The 14,240-nt window shown below is 70.4% G+C and carries 11 protein-coding genes; 4 read left to right on the forward strand and 7 right to left on the reverse strand.

What is annotated here, in order from left to right; all coding sequences use genetic code 11:
- Positions 1 to 300: 300 nt before the first annotated feature.
- The 6 genes from ALI22I_RS05685 to ALI22I_RS05710 form a co-directional block, all read right to left on the reverse strand.
- Positions 301 to 1,572, reverse strand: coding sequence for an FG-GAP repeat domain-containing protein (locus ALI22I_RS05685; protein ID WP_202970723.1), 1,272 nt, complete (start codon positions 1,570 to 1,572; stop codon positions 301 to 303).
- A gap of 25 nt (positions 1,573 to 1,597) precedes the next feature.
- Entirely contained in the window at positions 1,598 to 2,314 is a 717-nt protein-coding gene (locus ALI22I_RS05690; RefSeq protein ID WP_077004469.1) for a hypothetical protein, read from the reverse strand.
- Positions 2,311 to 3,480, reverse strand: a complete 1,170-nt coding sequence (gene wecB, locus ALI22I_RS05695; protein WP_077004470.1) for a non-hydrolyzing UDP-N-acetylglucosamine 2-epimerase — start codon at positions 3,478 to 3,480, stop codon at positions 2,311 to 2,313. Before wecB ends, ALI22I_RS05690 begins: the two co-directional genes overlap by 4 nt.
- Positions 3,481 to 3,578: 98 nt before the next feature.
- On the reverse strand, positions 3,579 to 5,249 hold the full coding sequence (locus ALI22I_RS05700) for an FAD-binding oxidoreductase (protein ID WP_077004471.1): 1,671 nt from the start codon (positions 5,247 to 5,249) through the stop codon (positions 3,579 to 3,581).
- Between the two features lie 37 nt (positions 5,250 to 5,286).
- A complete protein-coding gene (locus ALI22I_RS05705) occupies positions 5,287 to 6,456 on the reverse strand; it encodes an MFS transporter (RefSeq protein WP_077004472.1) in 1,170 nt (389 codons plus the stop codon).
- Between the two features lie 8 nt (positions 6,457 to 6,464).
- On the reverse strand, positions 6,465 to 7,226 hold the full coding sequence (locus tag ALI22I_RS05710) for an SDR family NAD(P)-dependent oxidoreductase (RefSeq protein ID WP_077004473.1): 762 nt from the start codon (positions 7,224 to 7,226) through the stop codon (positions 6,465 to 6,467).
- 100 nt (positions 7,227 to 7,326) lie between these two features.
- Here ALI22I_RS05710 and ALI22I_RS05715 point away from each other — a divergent pair, with 100 nt between their 5' ends.
- The 3 genes from ALI22I_RS05715 (at position 7,327) to ALI22I_RS05725 (ending at position 10,148) form a co-directional block, all read left to right on the forward strand.
- On the forward strand, positions 7,327 to 8,238 hold the full coding sequence (locus tag ALI22I_RS05715) for a LysR family transcriptional regulator (RefSeq protein WP_077004474.1): 912 nt from the start codon (positions 7,327 to 7,329) through the stop codon (positions 8,236 to 8,238).
- Positions 8,239 to 8,781: 543 nt separating this feature from the next.
- The gene (locus tag ALI22I_RS52090; protein WP_202970725.1) at positions 8,782 to 9,150 is read left to right on the forward strand and encodes a hypothetical protein; all 369 of its coding nucleotides are present in this window, start codon (positions 8,782 to 8,784) and stop codon (positions 9,148 to 9,150) included.
- Positions 9,151 to 9,623: 473 nt separating this feature from the next.
- Complete coding sequence (locus tag ALI22I_RS05725; protein ID WP_077004475.1) at positions 9,624 to 10,148, forward strand: hypothetical protein; 525 nt, start codon at positions 9,624 to 9,626, stop codon at positions 10,146 to 10,148.
- Positions 10,149 to 10,232: 84 nt separating this feature from the next.
- Here the strand turns inward: ALI22I_RS05725 and ALI22I_RS05730 are convergent, their stop codons facing one another.
- Positions 10,233 to 11,048: a Calx-beta domain-containing protein gene (locus ALI22I_RS05730; RefSeq protein WP_077004476.1), complete on the reverse strand. Its 816-nt coding sequence runs from the start codon at positions 11,046 to 11,048 to the stop codon at positions 10,233 to 10,235.
- Between the two features lie 178 nt (positions 11,049 to 11,226).
- Between ALI22I_RS05730 and ALI22I_RS05735 the strand changes: the two genes are divergently transcribed.
- Entirely contained in the window at positions 11,227 to 14,043 is a 2,817-nt protein-coding gene (locus ALI22I_RS05735) for an AfsR/SARP family transcriptional regulator (RefSeq protein WP_143531985.1), read from the forward strand.
- Positions 14,044 to 14,240: the final 197 nt, after the last annotated feature.

Genomic DNA, 14,240 nt, shown 5'->3' on the forward strand with positions numbered 1-14,240 from the left:
ACGACTTGGATGCCGGTGTCGGCGAGGACGGCGTCGAACGAGGTGGTGAACTGCCCGGCCCGGTCGCGGATCAGGAACCGGAAGTCTTCGGTCCGGTCGTCGACCTCAGCCGGGCGGCCGGCGGCACGAACAAGGGGATGGGGCGCGTGGTCACGACAGCACCACCGATCCGGGTGGCTGGGATTCCAGCCGCTGTGGTGGAGACTGGCGCGCCGTTAACACTGGTAGGACGGACATCGATCACCCTTCGTGAAAGTCCGCCCTCTCGGAACATCAAAACCCCACGGAGGGTAACTGTCGTTACTCTCCGTGGGGTAGATCCGGCTGGAGTTTCAGCCGAAATGGTGTCCGAGAGGGTTCCGTCCGGTTGCGGTGCAGGACGATCTTCGCGTCGTCCGCCACGTAGTAGTTCTGCACCGAGTAGGCGATCGTGGCGAAGTCGAGCGTGCCGTCACCGTTGAAGTCGCCCGTCGCGATGCGCGCCACCGAATCGTCCGCCACCCGCCACTTGGCCCAGACGCCGTTCGCGGCGTCGATCGCCTTGTAGTACATCACGCCCTGCCACGGCCACGGCCCGCGCAACGCCACCAGGAACTCGTCGTCACCGTCACCGTCGAAGTCGGCGCACACGACCTGGTGACCCGGCCCCTCGCCGTTCTCGTTGGGGTCGCCGAAGACGTCGAGCAGCGTCCGGTTCCAGCCCGAGTCGTCCTTCGTGTACACGGCGACCGTGTTGCCGTGGAAGGGCTCGATCGCCGCGACGTAGGCCATCGGGTCGTCACCCAGGCGGCCCGCGTCCAAGTCCCCGGAGCCGCGGAAACCCGTCCGCGCGAACTGAGTGCGCTCACCCTCGCCGATCAGCGTCGACCTCCACTCACCCGCCTCGTCGTCGTAGCGCAGCCACGTGACGCCCTCGTCGGAGGCGAACAGCAGCGAATCGCGGTCCGAGTCGGGGATCAGGCCCTTCTTCTTCTCGGCGCCGTGGATCATCCGGAAGTGGCTGTCGTCGATGACGGTCATCGGCCACTCGGTCGCGTTCCGCACGTCATCCGGTTCGGTGAACAGCACCACCGGGAGCACCGCGTGCACGTCGGCCTTCGCCACGATCGGCACGCCCACGATCTCCAGACGGTCGGTTCGGGTGAAGTGGCCGGCGCGCAGCCGGTGCATGCCGGTCGCGCGACCGACGTAGTGCCTGCGCCAGCGGTCGTCGTGCTTGTCCGCCGCGCCGGGGTGCTCGATCCAGTCAATCTTGCCGCCGGCCTCGTCCGGGTCGACGATGGTGCCGATCGGGCCGTACAGCTCGTAGCAGACGATGGCATCCGGCGTGCCGTCGCCGGTGATGTCGGCCCAGTCCGCGCCGACGGGCATCCGGAAGCCGTCGGCCATCAGCCGCTTCGGCCAGCTCGGCGCGTTCTGGTACCAGTAGATCTCGCCCAGCCGCAGGCCGTAGCCGAACAGGTCGGGCCGGCCGTCGCCGTCGATGTCGGGTGCTTCGAGCCAGTAGCCGTCGCGCAGCTGGTCGGCGACGATCTCGCCTTCGAAGTGCGGTGCGATGATGCGGTCGTGCACGTCGATCACCTCCTGGTGCGCCGGTTCAGGGCAGCTGGTGGTACTCCAGGGCGAGCCACACGCAGTCGGTGTCGGCCCGGTACTGGTGCCACGGGTAGACGAACGCGCCCTCGTCGGTCCGGCTGCAGAACGGCACGGGCGTCGTGTAGCCCTCGCCCATCACCACGTCCTCGACCAGCGTGGCGTGGTCTTGGGCGCGGAACTTCTGCATCCGGCCCACGCCGACCACCTGCGTGTGGACCTCGATGAAGTCGTGCAGCACGTGGATGCCGCAGTCGGTGCCGGCGGGCGCGAACCACAGGTTGGCCCGCAGCTCGAACGCGCGCGGCCCGGACGGCCCGCCGCCCAGAGCCTGGCCGGGGTCGAACTCGACCACGTCGAGCACGTCCTGCGGTCCCCTCCACAGCGGTGTGTCGACCGGGAACTGCGTGCCGGGGCCGACGTGCTCGCCCACGACGTCACCCAGCCGCACCCACTCCGGCTCGTCGACGATCTCCGCTGTCGGTGCCGCCTCGTCGTCGAGCTTGAGCACCAGCAGCGACTCCGCCCGCGAGACGGTCGTGTCGACCAGGATCGTGGAGGAGAACGCCGGGAGCGGTCGGCGCGGTTCCAGGGCCGTCCACGCGGGCGTCGTGCCGGTGTTGACCACGATCGCCCGGCCTTCGACGTGGAGGTCGCGGGCGGCGCGCACGTACTCGCCGCTCACGAAGCGGTTCTCGGTCAGGGGCGCGGTGGTGGTCATACCGCCACCAGGTCGGCCGTGGGTGTGCTGCCCGGCACGAACGGCTGCACGGCCGGGCCATCGCCGAAGTAGTGCGCCAGGGCCGCGATCGTGCGCACGCTCGCGTGCCCGTCGCCGTACGGGTTGGCGGCGTCGGCCATCCGCTCGTAGTGCACCGGGTCGCGCAGCAGCCCGATGACCGAGTCGGCCACGCCCTCGGTGGTGCGGCCGACGAGCTGCGCGGTGCCGACCGCGATCGCCTCGGGCCGTTCGGTGATGTCCCGCAGCACCAGGGTGGGTTTGCCCAGTGCCGGCCCCTCCTCCTCGGCGCCGCTGCTGTCGGACACGATGATGTCCGCGCGCCGCATGAGCTTGGTGAAGCATAAGTAGGGCAACGGGTCGACGATGGTCAGGTTGGGCAGGTCCGCGATCTCCGGCAGCAGCGCGTCGCGCACGGCCGGGTTGCGATGCAGCGGCACGACCACCCGCACGTCCTGCTCCTGCGCGATCCGGCGCAGCGCCGCGCCGATCTGGGGCAGCATCCGCCACGACTCGCGCCGGTGCGCGGACGCCAGCACGATCCGGCGGGGGTCGTCGTCGAGGTCGGCCAGCGCGCGGGCGCCGTAGTCCGCCGCGGACGTGCCCGCCCACCGCAGCGCGTCGATCACCGTGTTGCCGGTGACCACGATCCGGTCCGGCCGCACACCCTCGCGGATGAGGTTGGCGCCGCTCACGGGTGTCGGCGCCAGGTGCAGGTCGGAGATCTGCGCGACGAGCCGGCGGTTGGCCTCCTCAGGGAACGGGGAGTGCAGGTCGCCGCTGCGCAGGCCGGCCTCGACGTGCACCACCGGGATCTGCTGGTGGAAGGCGCCGATCGCGCCCGCCAGGGTGGTCGCGGTATCGCCGTGCACCATGGCCGCGTCGCAGCCCAACCCGGGTAAGACCTTCTCCAGTCCTTCGATGACCTTGTGGGTGACCCGCGAGAGGGTCTGCTTGTCGGACATGACGGCCAGGTCGATGTCGGGCCGCAGGTCGAACGCGGCCAGCGTGTCGTCCAGCATCTGCCGGTGCTGACCGGTGGACACGACCACGGGCCGGAAGCGCGGGTCGGCGTCCAGCGCCCGGATCACGGGCGCGAACTTGATCGCTTCGGGACGGGTTCCGAGGATTACGGCTACCGATCGCATGGGAGGAAACCCCTCTCTTCGATGTGGTGGGAGCGTGTGGACAGCACGTGCCCGACCGCCCCGGGTGAGGGCGACGACGGGTGTGGGGAGTTCCGGGGTCAGCGCGCGGGTTGGATCGACAGCGCGTGCCGGAAGTGGTCGGCCGGATCCCAGCGTTTCTTGACCTGCTGCAGCCGCGGGTAGTTCTCCCGGTAGTACAACGCCTGCCAGGGCACGCCGGAGCGGTTGAACTCCGGTGCGGCGACGTCGTTGTCCGGGTAGTTGATGTAGCAACCGTCGGCGTGGTCGCCGGGCACGGGCACGCCGCCGGTCGCGGCGAACATGCCGCGGTAGGTCTCCCGCGCCCAGGTGATGTGGAAGTCGTCGTCCTCGGCGGAGTTCCAGAAGGTCTGCAGGCACATCTTGAACGCTGAGTCCCGCTGGGCGTGCGCGGTCGCGCCGCGCTCGGGCGCGTTCACCCGGCCACCGAAGGACAGCAGCACCAGCATGGTGTCCGGGTTGGTGAAGTCCTCGCCGGTCATGCCGCGGTAGAGCGCCGCGCACTGCTCGTCGTCGAACGCCTTGCGCAGGTAGGCGGACTTGTGCACCCCGCGCGAGGTGGGATCGGTGATGGTGGGGTTGTTGGTGCCCACCAGACGGGCGGCCTGCAACCACGGCAGTTCGCGTGGCTCTCCCAGGTCGATCGGGAGCTTCCCCAGTTCACCGATCGGGGCCTTCGCCGGCCGCGGTCGGGCCGCCACGCCCTCGGTGATGGCGGCGAGGTAGTCGTCGAGCATCCGGCGGGCGTTCGGCGCGGTCGCGTCCACCTGGGTGAACATGCCCATGCTGCCGTGCGCGCGGTGGCTGACGTTGAACAGGCTGGACACCGCGGTGGTCGCGGCACCGGGGTCGGCGTTACGCTCATGCCACGTGCCGAAGTTCTGCACGAGCCGGGTGAACGACGCCTGGTCCAGTTCGTCCCAGTCGAACTCGACCGCGCTGACGAGCACGGTGGAGGGCGGGGACACGAGTTGGTCCGCGGGGTCCGTGTCGTGCGCGTCCGGGGAGCGGAACCAGTACCGGGTGATCACGCCGAAGTTGCCGCCGCCCGCGCCGGTGTGGCCCCACCAGAGGTCGCGGTTGGGGTCGTCGGCCTCGCGGGTCGCCACGACGGTCCGCACGCCGCCGCGCTCGTCGACCGTCACGACCTCCACCGCGTAGAGGTGATCGACGGTCAGGCCGTGCGCTCGGGAGAGCAGTCCGTACCCGCCGCCCGCGACGTGGCCCGCGATGCCGACGCTCCAGCAGACGCCGCCGGGGATCGTGACGTGCCAACCCTTGTACAGCGCCTCGTAGACGTTGGTGAGCCGCGCCCCGGACTGCACGCAGAACGCGCGCATCCGCTCGTCGTAGTACACGTCGGTCATCGCCGAGACGTCGAGGATGACCTCGATCTCCGGGTTGCAGACGAAATCTGAGAAGCAGTGGCCGCCACCGCGCACGGACACCCGCTTGCCGGCCCGGACGGCGTCGCGCACGGCGTTCTCCGCGTCAGCGGTGGAGGTGATCAGCTTGACGTACTCGGGACGGGCGACGAACCGCTGGTTGTTGCCCGTCATCAGGTCGGGGTAGCGGGGGTCGCCCGGCCGCACGACCGGACCGGGCGGGACGGCCGTCGCCGTCCCCGGCTCGGCAACGGCCGTTGGGATCGTGGTCCCTGCCGCCGCACCTCCCAAGAGTGCGGCGGCGCCGGATAAGACGGACCGGCGCGTCAAGCCGTTGTCGCGCATGTCTGCTCCAATCTCCCGTTTCTTTCGTCCTTCGTGGTCAGATGTGCACCGGCACCGGTGCGGCGGCCTTGCGCCGGTCGAGTCGGTGCGCGGTGGCGGCCACCGCGAGCCCCGACAGGGCGAGCAGCCCGCCGACCCAGTTCGGCGCGGTGTAGCCCAGCCCGCCGTCGATGGCCGCTCCGCCGAGCCACGCGCCCAGGGCGTTGCCCAGGTTGAACGAGGCGATGTTCGCCGCCGAGGCCAGCGCGGGCGCGCCCTCGGCCTGCTGCATGACGCGCATCTGCAGCGGTGGCACGGTGGCGAAACCGGCCGCGCCGAACAGCAGGATGGTGACGGCCGCCTGCCATTGGCTGTGCGCGGTGAACACGAACGCGAACAGCACCGCCGCGAGCAGCGAGAGGATCACGAACAGGCTGGGCATCACGGCCCGGTCGGCTGCCCGTCCGCCCACCACGTTGCCCACGCACAGGCCCGCGCCGAACAGGATCAGCAACCAGGTCACCGCGCCGGTGGAGAACCCGGCGACCTCCGTCATCATCGGCGCTATGTAGGTGAACGACGCGAACACGCCCGCGAAGCCCAACGTGGTCATCGCCAGCGCCAGCCACACCTGGGGCCGGGCGAACGCCGCCAGCTCGCGGCGCAGGCCGCTGTCCGGTCGCGGGGTGGCGGGCACCAGCGCGGCGATACCGATCAGGCCCAGCACGCCGAGCGCGGTCACCGCCCAGAACGTCGAGCGCCAACCCCACTCCTGGCCCAGCGCGGTGCCCAGCGGGACGCCCAGCACGTTGGACACGGTCAACCCGGTGAACATCATGGCGATGGCGCTGGCCTTGCGGTGCGGCGCCACGAGTTCGGCGGCCACCACCGACCCGATGCCGAAGAAAGCGCCGTGGCACAGCGCCGCGACCGCCCGGCCGACCATCAGCAGCGCGTAGTCGTCCGCGATCGCGCACAGCGCGTTGCCCGCGATGAACACGGCCATCAGGATCATCAGCACGGCCTTGCGGGGCAGTCGCGCGCCGGCCATGGTGACCAGCGGCGCGCCCACCACGACGCTCAACGCGTAGCCGGAGACGAGCAGCCCGGCGGAGGGGATGGACACGCCCAGGTCGGCGGCCACCTCGGGGAGCAACCCGACGATGACGAACTCGGTGGTGCCGATCCCGAACGCGCCGACGGCGAGGGCGATCAGTGCGAGCGGCATGGTGGACCTCAAACCTGGCGCAGGGCGCCGCCGTCGACGGCCCACTCGGCGCCGGTGATCTGGCTCGCCAGGGGCGAGAGCAGGAAGGCGATGACGCGGGCGACGTCGTCGGGCGTGCCGAGCCGGCCGGTGGGCAGGTTGCGGACCTCGCGTACGAAGTGCTCGACCGCCTCCTCGACGGGCAGGTCGAACTGCGTCGACAGCTGTTCGGCGAACCCGCCCGGCTCGTCCCACAGCCGGGTGCGGGTGGGGCCGGGCGACACCACGTTGGAGCGCACGCCCCGGTCGCCGAACTCGCCGGCGATCACCTTGGACACGGTCAGCATCGCGGTCTTCGACGCGGCGTAGTCGACGATCGACTTGTCCGGGAAGCGGGCCGCCTCGCTGGCAACGTGCACGATGCTGCCGCCGCCGGTGTCCAGCAGTGCCGGGATGGCCACGCGGCTCATCCGCACGGCGGAGAACAGGTTGAGCTCGAAGGTCCTCAGCCACTGCTCGTCGGTGAAGTCGAGGAACCCGCTGCGGGAGTCCAGGCCGCCCACGTTGTTCACCAGGCCGTCGAGCCGGCCGTGTCGTTCGAGCACGGTGTCCACGACCGATCGCGCGGCGCCGGGATCGGTGAGGTCGGCGGCGATGCCGCCGTCCAGTGGCTTGCGGGCCACGCCGACGGCGGTCGCGCCCTCATCGGCGAGCAGTCGGACCACGGCCTCGCCGATACCGGCGGAGGCACCGGTCACCACGAAGACCTTGCCGGTCAGTTCCAGGTCCACGGCAAGCCCTCCTCCCAAGTAGTCGGTGTGTCACCCACTATTGCGAATCCGGATGAGAAATTCGAAGTAGAATTACTGTTCGCTGGTATAAAATGGGCTTATGTTTACCCTGCGTCAGTTGGAAAGCCTCACCGCAATCGTCGACGAGGGCTCGTTCACCGCCGCGGCGGACGTGCTCGGTGTGACGCAGCCCGCTCTTTCCCATCAGATCCGTCCACTCGAACGGGCTATCGGGCTCCAGGTTTTGGAGCGCTTACCCCGCTCGGTCCGACTGACCACGGCGGGCCGAGCCTTCCTGCCCCACGCCCGTGCCGCCCTGGGCGCGGTCGACCGCGGTTCCCGCGCCGCGCGCCAGGCGGTCCAGTTGGAGGCGGCCGAACTGGGCGTGGCGACGATCTACTCGATCAGCCTCGGCGTGCTGCCGCCGGTGCTGCGCGCGTGGCGCCAGCAGCACGGGAGCACCCAGGTCCGGCTGTTCGAACACCGGCACGCGGACAACCTGCGCAACGCCATGCTGGCGGGCCAGGCCGATCTGGCGATCGGCCCCGTTCCGGTGGACTGGTCAGGTCAGATCGTGCCGCTGGGGGAGGAGGAGTTCGTCGTCGTGCTGCCGTTCGACGACCCGGACGTCGGACCGGAGGACACCACGGTCGACCTGGCCCTGCTGGCACACCGCAGCTGGGTGCACTTCGCCCCGGACAACGGCCTGGCGGCCCTGCTGGACGAGGTGTGCGCGAGGGCGGGGTTCCAGCCCAGGGTGGCCGTGCGGGCCGAGCAGACGGCCGCCGCGCCGATCCTGGCCTCGGTGGGCCTGGGCCCCACCCTCATCCCGCTCAACGTCATCCCACCGAACTTCGACGGCCGCCTGCTGCGCCCCGACCCGCCGGTGCGCCGGACGATGTCGGTGTACACGCGGCACGGCGACGAGCCGGTGGTCAGCGCGTTCATCTCGACGCTCATCCGTACGGTGGAACTCATTCCGAACCACCTGCGCGCGGTCCTGAAGTTCTGAGCCTCGGAACCGCTCGTTCAGGGACGAAGCTTGATGGACCGAATTCCGGGCGACAATTCGCATCGGCGGCACCTGGGGGCGCGGTATGCGATGACCTCGCGCAGTCCGGGGCGAACGGTGCGTTCGACAGCCGCCTGACCGGGCGTGCGCCGGTCGGAGGTTCGGTCCGGCCGCGCACGAGGTCCGCGTCCACTTCGGCTCAGCATGAGTTCGATGTGGCGGGTGCTGGCGAGGTGATGACGTTCAACGCCGTGGAGCGCGCCTCGACGAGTCGTCGGTTGCCTTCAACGGCGGTTGTAGGGTGCCAAAGTCGGCCACACGGTCTGATCTGGGCGTCAGACTGCTGCGGATTCGTACTCGTTGATCAGTCCGCTGAGGACTGGTCGGCGACGTATCGACGTGCAGCCCGGCTTCGCGATCGGGTGGTCCGGTCGTGGTGGTGCGAGTTGTCGTGTTTGGTGGGGTCGGCGGTGGTTGTAGTGGGAGACGTAGCGGTCGAGCACCGCCTGCAGGTGGTGCTCGTTGGTGGTGACTAGTTGCCAGGTGCGAGACCTGCCGCGCCGAAAGGAACTCGTCGCCCTGGTCGGTGATCTCTGGCCGAAGGACGGGCAGGCCGAGATCCGCATCGGCGGCTACTCCGGGCACATCGGCGGCCTCTCCGGCAAGAACGTGTACGCGACCCCGGAGACCGAAATGGCCTGGGAGAACATCAAGGACCGGAAAGTCGGCATGACGCAGGACGAGACGATGTTCTGCCTGGAGGAGGAACTCCACCAGGTGATGCGGGAGCGGGTGCCGCTTGCCCAGCTCAGGGCGGACGAACTCCACATCGGACGCTTCCTGGTCCACCACGACGACCTCGCCGCCCGTCGACCGGACAAGGTCTTCTCCGTCACGGAATTCCTCGAGTAGCCCCGACCAGACCGCAGCCGGCCCCGGATCTGATGTTCGGCCCGGGACCGGAAGCCGTGGCACGGCTGACCGGCGTCGGCGGTGCTGCAACTCCCGCCGGCGGAAACGCCCTGAGCTTGATCCGGACGTGACGATCCGGATCGATGCGGCGATTTACCGGTATGGGAACCAGCGGGTCGAACGTGCCACTCCAAGAGCAGCCGTTCGTGCAGCCCTTGCCACACCCCGGCCTCGTGCCACTCGGTCAACCGCCGCCGTGGACGCACCGGGATCAACGGCTCCAGTCGTGCCCACAGCTCGTCGGTCAAGACCTCCTCACGCACCAGGCAAGACTGGAACACGTTGCAGCATCGGCAAAGCCGACACTCCGACTCATTCTGAACTGATTACTAAGCGAGCCGCTGGGCTTCGCTCGGGGTAACACCCGCGACGGCGGACCGATACGGCCAGTACCGACTACGGAGGAGGCCCCAATGGGCGCGGTCAGCGGCAAGATCCCCTACCAGGACAGCGACGACGAGGAATCCGAGTTACTCCCGTTCGGCCAATGGCTGTTCAAGACGATCGTGCGGCAAGCCGGCGACGAGGAGTGGAGCGTCATCCGGGATAAGACCTCCACCCGCCACCTCTACCTGTGGCTGGAGTCCGAGGAGGCCCCCGGCAAGGGTGCGGACCACTTCAGGGACAAGGAACACCTGCACCTCATCGACAACGGGGGTGACGTCGACATCAGCACCAAGCACCCCAAGGCGTTGAACATCCTCCCGGACGGCAAGTACGAGAAGCGCACGGCCGCGGACAAGGAACCACAGCACTTCACCGGAACCAAGGCGCTCAACAAGGGCACCAGCCTCCCGATCACCGTGTGCACCAGGAACGAGCCGCCGGACGAGGTGGTCGACTGGCAGCGAAAGCTGATCACCGACCTCCGGGCCACGACCTTGGACTGGCTGCGCGCGGTGGCCTCGAACGCGCAGATCGCCGAGTTCCTCGCCTGACCACCCGGCCCCCAGTGGTTGTGCGCTGTCGCCGAGAACGGGCCTGGGCCCCGTGCGCTGCACGGGGCCCAGGTGGCAGGTGGTTCAGGAGCAGAAGATGTCGTCTTCCTCGATCGTGGCGATCGCCTGCGAGTCGGCCAACGCCGTGCCTGCGGACGGGCTGGAGAGCGTCAGCTTCACCGTCTCGTTGGCCTCGCAGAGCGTGTCGCCCTTGATGGTCACGTTCCACGTGATCGTGGGCTGCCCCAGCTGCAGCGCGACGAGCTGGTTGGAGAACGCGGTGTAGTCCGCGGACCCCGCCGTGCCGTTCGACGCGCTGACCAGCACCGTCGGCAGTGAGCCGCTCTGCTTGGGGTTGGACAGCGAGATGGTGAAGGCGCACGAGTGGGTGCCGCTGTTGCCCTCCCAGCAGGTGGTGTCGTCGATGTTCCACGTCGGCGTGCCGTCGTCGTCCAGGATCGTGCCGGTTCCGGTGTTGTCGGCCAGGTCGGTCCACCCGCTGACCGGCGACAGGATGACCGAGAACGTCTCGTTCGCCTCGTCCAGCGCGTCGCGGTTGACCGGGACGGAGATCGTCTTCAGGGCGGAGTCGCCGGATCCCCAGGACACGGTGCCGGAGCCCGCAGTGAGGTCCGTGTCGCCCGCCGTGCCGGCGGCGATGTCGTAGTGGACCGAGGCGGCGGTGTAGCAGCCGCCGTTCCCGTTCAGGGTGAAGACGAGGGTGGTGGTGCCCGCGCCGGTCCCCTCGTAGGCCCGGGCGTCCCCGATGCTGATGACGCGCGGGAACTCGCACGTCTGCGCGGTGACGTCCGCGCTCGCCGGCAAGGCGCCGAGCGTGAGGCCGCTCAACGCGATCGCGCCGGCCAGAGCCAGGCGTCTGTGGTGTCGGTGTCCGTTCATGGTGGTGGTCTCCCCTGGTGTTCCCGATCGCGGTGATCCGGCGATCTCCCCTTCGCGGTCGGCGTTCCGGCCGCTGGGCAAAGCTTCGGCGAACCCTGTTGTTCGAACGTGGAACGCCCGTATGGGCGACGTATAACGGCTGGTCGATCAACTAGCGTGAGGCCCTCTGGGGGTGGTGGTGGAGTTCAACGTCCTGGGGCCGGTGGAGGTCGTGGACCACGGCCTGCTCCTCCCGCTGCGTCCGGGCAAGCAGGTGGCGCTGCTGTCGGTGCTGCTGTGCGCGGCGGGGGCGCCGGTGTCGGCGGATCGGTTGCTGGACGCGCTCTGGAACGGCCGACCACCCAGGACTGCGACGGAAAACCTGCGCGGGTACGTCCACCAGTTGCGTCGCGCGTTGGGCGACGCGGGGCGGATCGTGCGGCGGGCGGCGGGTTACGCCCTGGTCGTCCACCCGCTCGAACTCGACGCCGCCAGGTTCGAGGCCACGGCCGACCGCGGCCGCGTCGCGTTGTCCGCGGGCGACCCCGAATCCGCGGCCCGGCTCTGGCGGCAGGCGCTCGACCTGTGGCGGGGCACGCCGTTCGAGGACGTGGACGTCGGCGTCGTGCGCGAGGAGGCCGCACGCCTGGAGGAGCGCCGGCAGGCGGTGCTGGACGCGCGGATCGAGGCGGACCTGGCGCTGGGCCGCCACCACGACCTGATCGCCGAACTCACCACGCTGGTCGCGCGCTACCCGTTGCGGGAGCGGCTGCGCGAACACCTCGTCCTGGCCCTGTACCGGGCGGGCAGGCAGGGCGAGGCGCTGGCGGTGGGTCGGGACGGCCGCCGGCTGCTGGCCGAGGAGCTGGGCCTGGAGCCGGGACCGGGGCTGCGCCGGCTGGAGCAGGCCGTGCTCGCGGGCGACCCGGCGCTGGACTTGCCGGTGACCGCGCCGGTCGCGGTGGAGGACGTCGGCCACCCGGCGCCGCGTCAACTGCCCGCCCACACCCCGCACTTCGTGGGCCGCACGGCGGAGTTGGACCGGCTGACCGGGCTGCTCGACGCCGGCCGGGACGGACCGGGCCCGACCGCGGTGATCTCGGCGATCAACGGCACCGCCGGCATCGGCAAGACCTCGCTCGCCGTGCACTGGGCGCGGCGTGTCGCCGACCGGTTCCGCGGCGGCCAGCTGTACGTCAACCTGCGCGGCTTCGACCCCAGCGGCCTGCCGGTGGACCCCGGCGAGGCGCTGGCGGGGTTCCTCGACGCGCTCGGCGTGTCGCCGGAGCGGGTGCCGGCCACGACGGAGGGCAGGTCCGCGCTCTACCGCGGCCTGGTCGCCGACCGGGAAGTGCTGGTGCTGCTGGACAACGCGCACGACGTCGAGCAGGTGCTGCCGCTGCTGCCGGGCAGCGGCGGCAGCTTCACGGTGATCACCAGCCGCAACGCCCTTGTCGGCCTGACCACCCGGCACGGTGCCCGCCCGCTCACCCTGGACGTGCTCGACCGCGGTGAGGCGGAAACGCTGCTGGTGAGCCACCTCGGCCGCGACCGCCTCGACGCGGAGCCGGAGGCGGTGCGGGACCTCATCGGCTACTGCGCCCGGCTGCCGCTGGCGTTGGCGATCGTCGCGGCACGCGCGACGGCACGTCCCGCGTTCCCGTTGCGGGTCCTGGTCGAGGAGCTGCGCGACGAGCGCAGGCGGCTCGACGCCCTCGACGCGGGCGACCCGACCACCAACGTGCGGGCCGTGTTCTCGTGGTCCCACCGGCAGGTCGGCGAGCAGGCGGCCAGGCTGTTCGTGTTGCTGGGACTGCATCCCGGGGTGGACATCGGGGTGCCCGCCGTCGCCGACCTCGCCGGGGTGTCGCGCGAGCGCGCGTCCGTGCTGCTGACGGAGCTGACCAGGGCGCACCTGCTGGACGAGCACGCCCCCGGCCGGCTCACCTTCCACGACCTGCTGCGGGCGTACGCGGCCGATCGGGCCGAGGAGTTGCCCGAGGACCAGCGCCGGCAGGCGGTGCGCCGGCTGTTCGACCACTACGTGCACACCGCCGACCGCGTGGACCGCGTACTGGCGTCCGGCCACGAGCCGGTCGCGCTGGTCGAGCCCGATCCCGCGGTGCGGCCGGAGCAGCCCGTCGACCAGGCCGCCGCCTGGTCCTGGTACGAGACCGAACACCCGGTGCTGCTCGCCGTCATCGACCGGGCGGCCGAAACGGGGTTCGAGCACCACGCCTGGCAGCTGTACCACCTGCTGTGGACGTGCTTCGAGCGCCGTGGCCGCTGGCAGGAATGGGAGGAGGCCGGGCGCACGGCGCTGCTCGCCGCGTCGGACGCGGGCGACCGGGACGGTCAGGGACGCGTGCACCACGCCCGCGGCTGGGCGTGCGCGCTGCTGGCCCGCTACGAGGACGCGCACTCGCACCTGCGCCGGGCGTTGGGTGTGTACGAACAGCTCGGCGACCCGGTGCAGCAGGCGCGGGTGCGGTACGCGGTCGCGTGGACCCTGGAACACCAGGACCGTGTTCCCGAGGCCCTGCGCCACGCCGAGCAGGCACTGGAGGTCTTCCGCGCCCACGATCACCCGGAAGGTGTCGCGAGGTCGCTCAACATGGCCGGGTGGCTGTCCGCGAAGGGCGGCGACCACGAACGGGCCCTGGACCACTGCGGCCGCGCGTTGGACATCTACCTCGACCTGGGTGACCAACGCGGCGCCGCGCACACCTGGGACAGCCTCGCGTTCGCCTACCACCACCTGGGCCGGCACAGCGAGGCGATCGACTGCTACAGCAAGGCCATCGGCCTGTACCGGGACCTCCGCGACAAGTTCTACGAGGCCGGCACGCTGGCGCGCCTGGGCGACACCCACCACGCCGCGGGAGACCAGGAAACGGCTCGCGCGCTGTGGCGGCAGGCGTTGGCGATGTTCGACGACCTGCACCACCCGGAAGCCGAGCAGGTACGAGCGAACCTCACCGCGACGAACCCGTCGTGGTCTGACGCGACCTGGTGAGGCGGGATCTCGACCGAGGTCTCGCCGAGATCGCGCGGGTCTCGACGTGCGGGGCGTTACGTCCATGCAGTGTGGACAGTCAGCGCGATGTCGGCAGCCCGTGCGACGAGACTGAACCATGTCGACCGCCGACAGCGCACGCAGAACTGCACCGGCGACGTCGACCTGCGATTCCGAACGCTCGGATCACCGCAGCC

Origin of the sequence: Saccharothrix sp. ALI-22-I (genome assembly GCF_001984175.1) — a bacterium.
Taxonomy (GTDB): domain Bacteria; phylum Actinomycetota; class Actinomycetes; order Mycobacteriales; family Pseudonocardiaceae; genus Actinosynnema.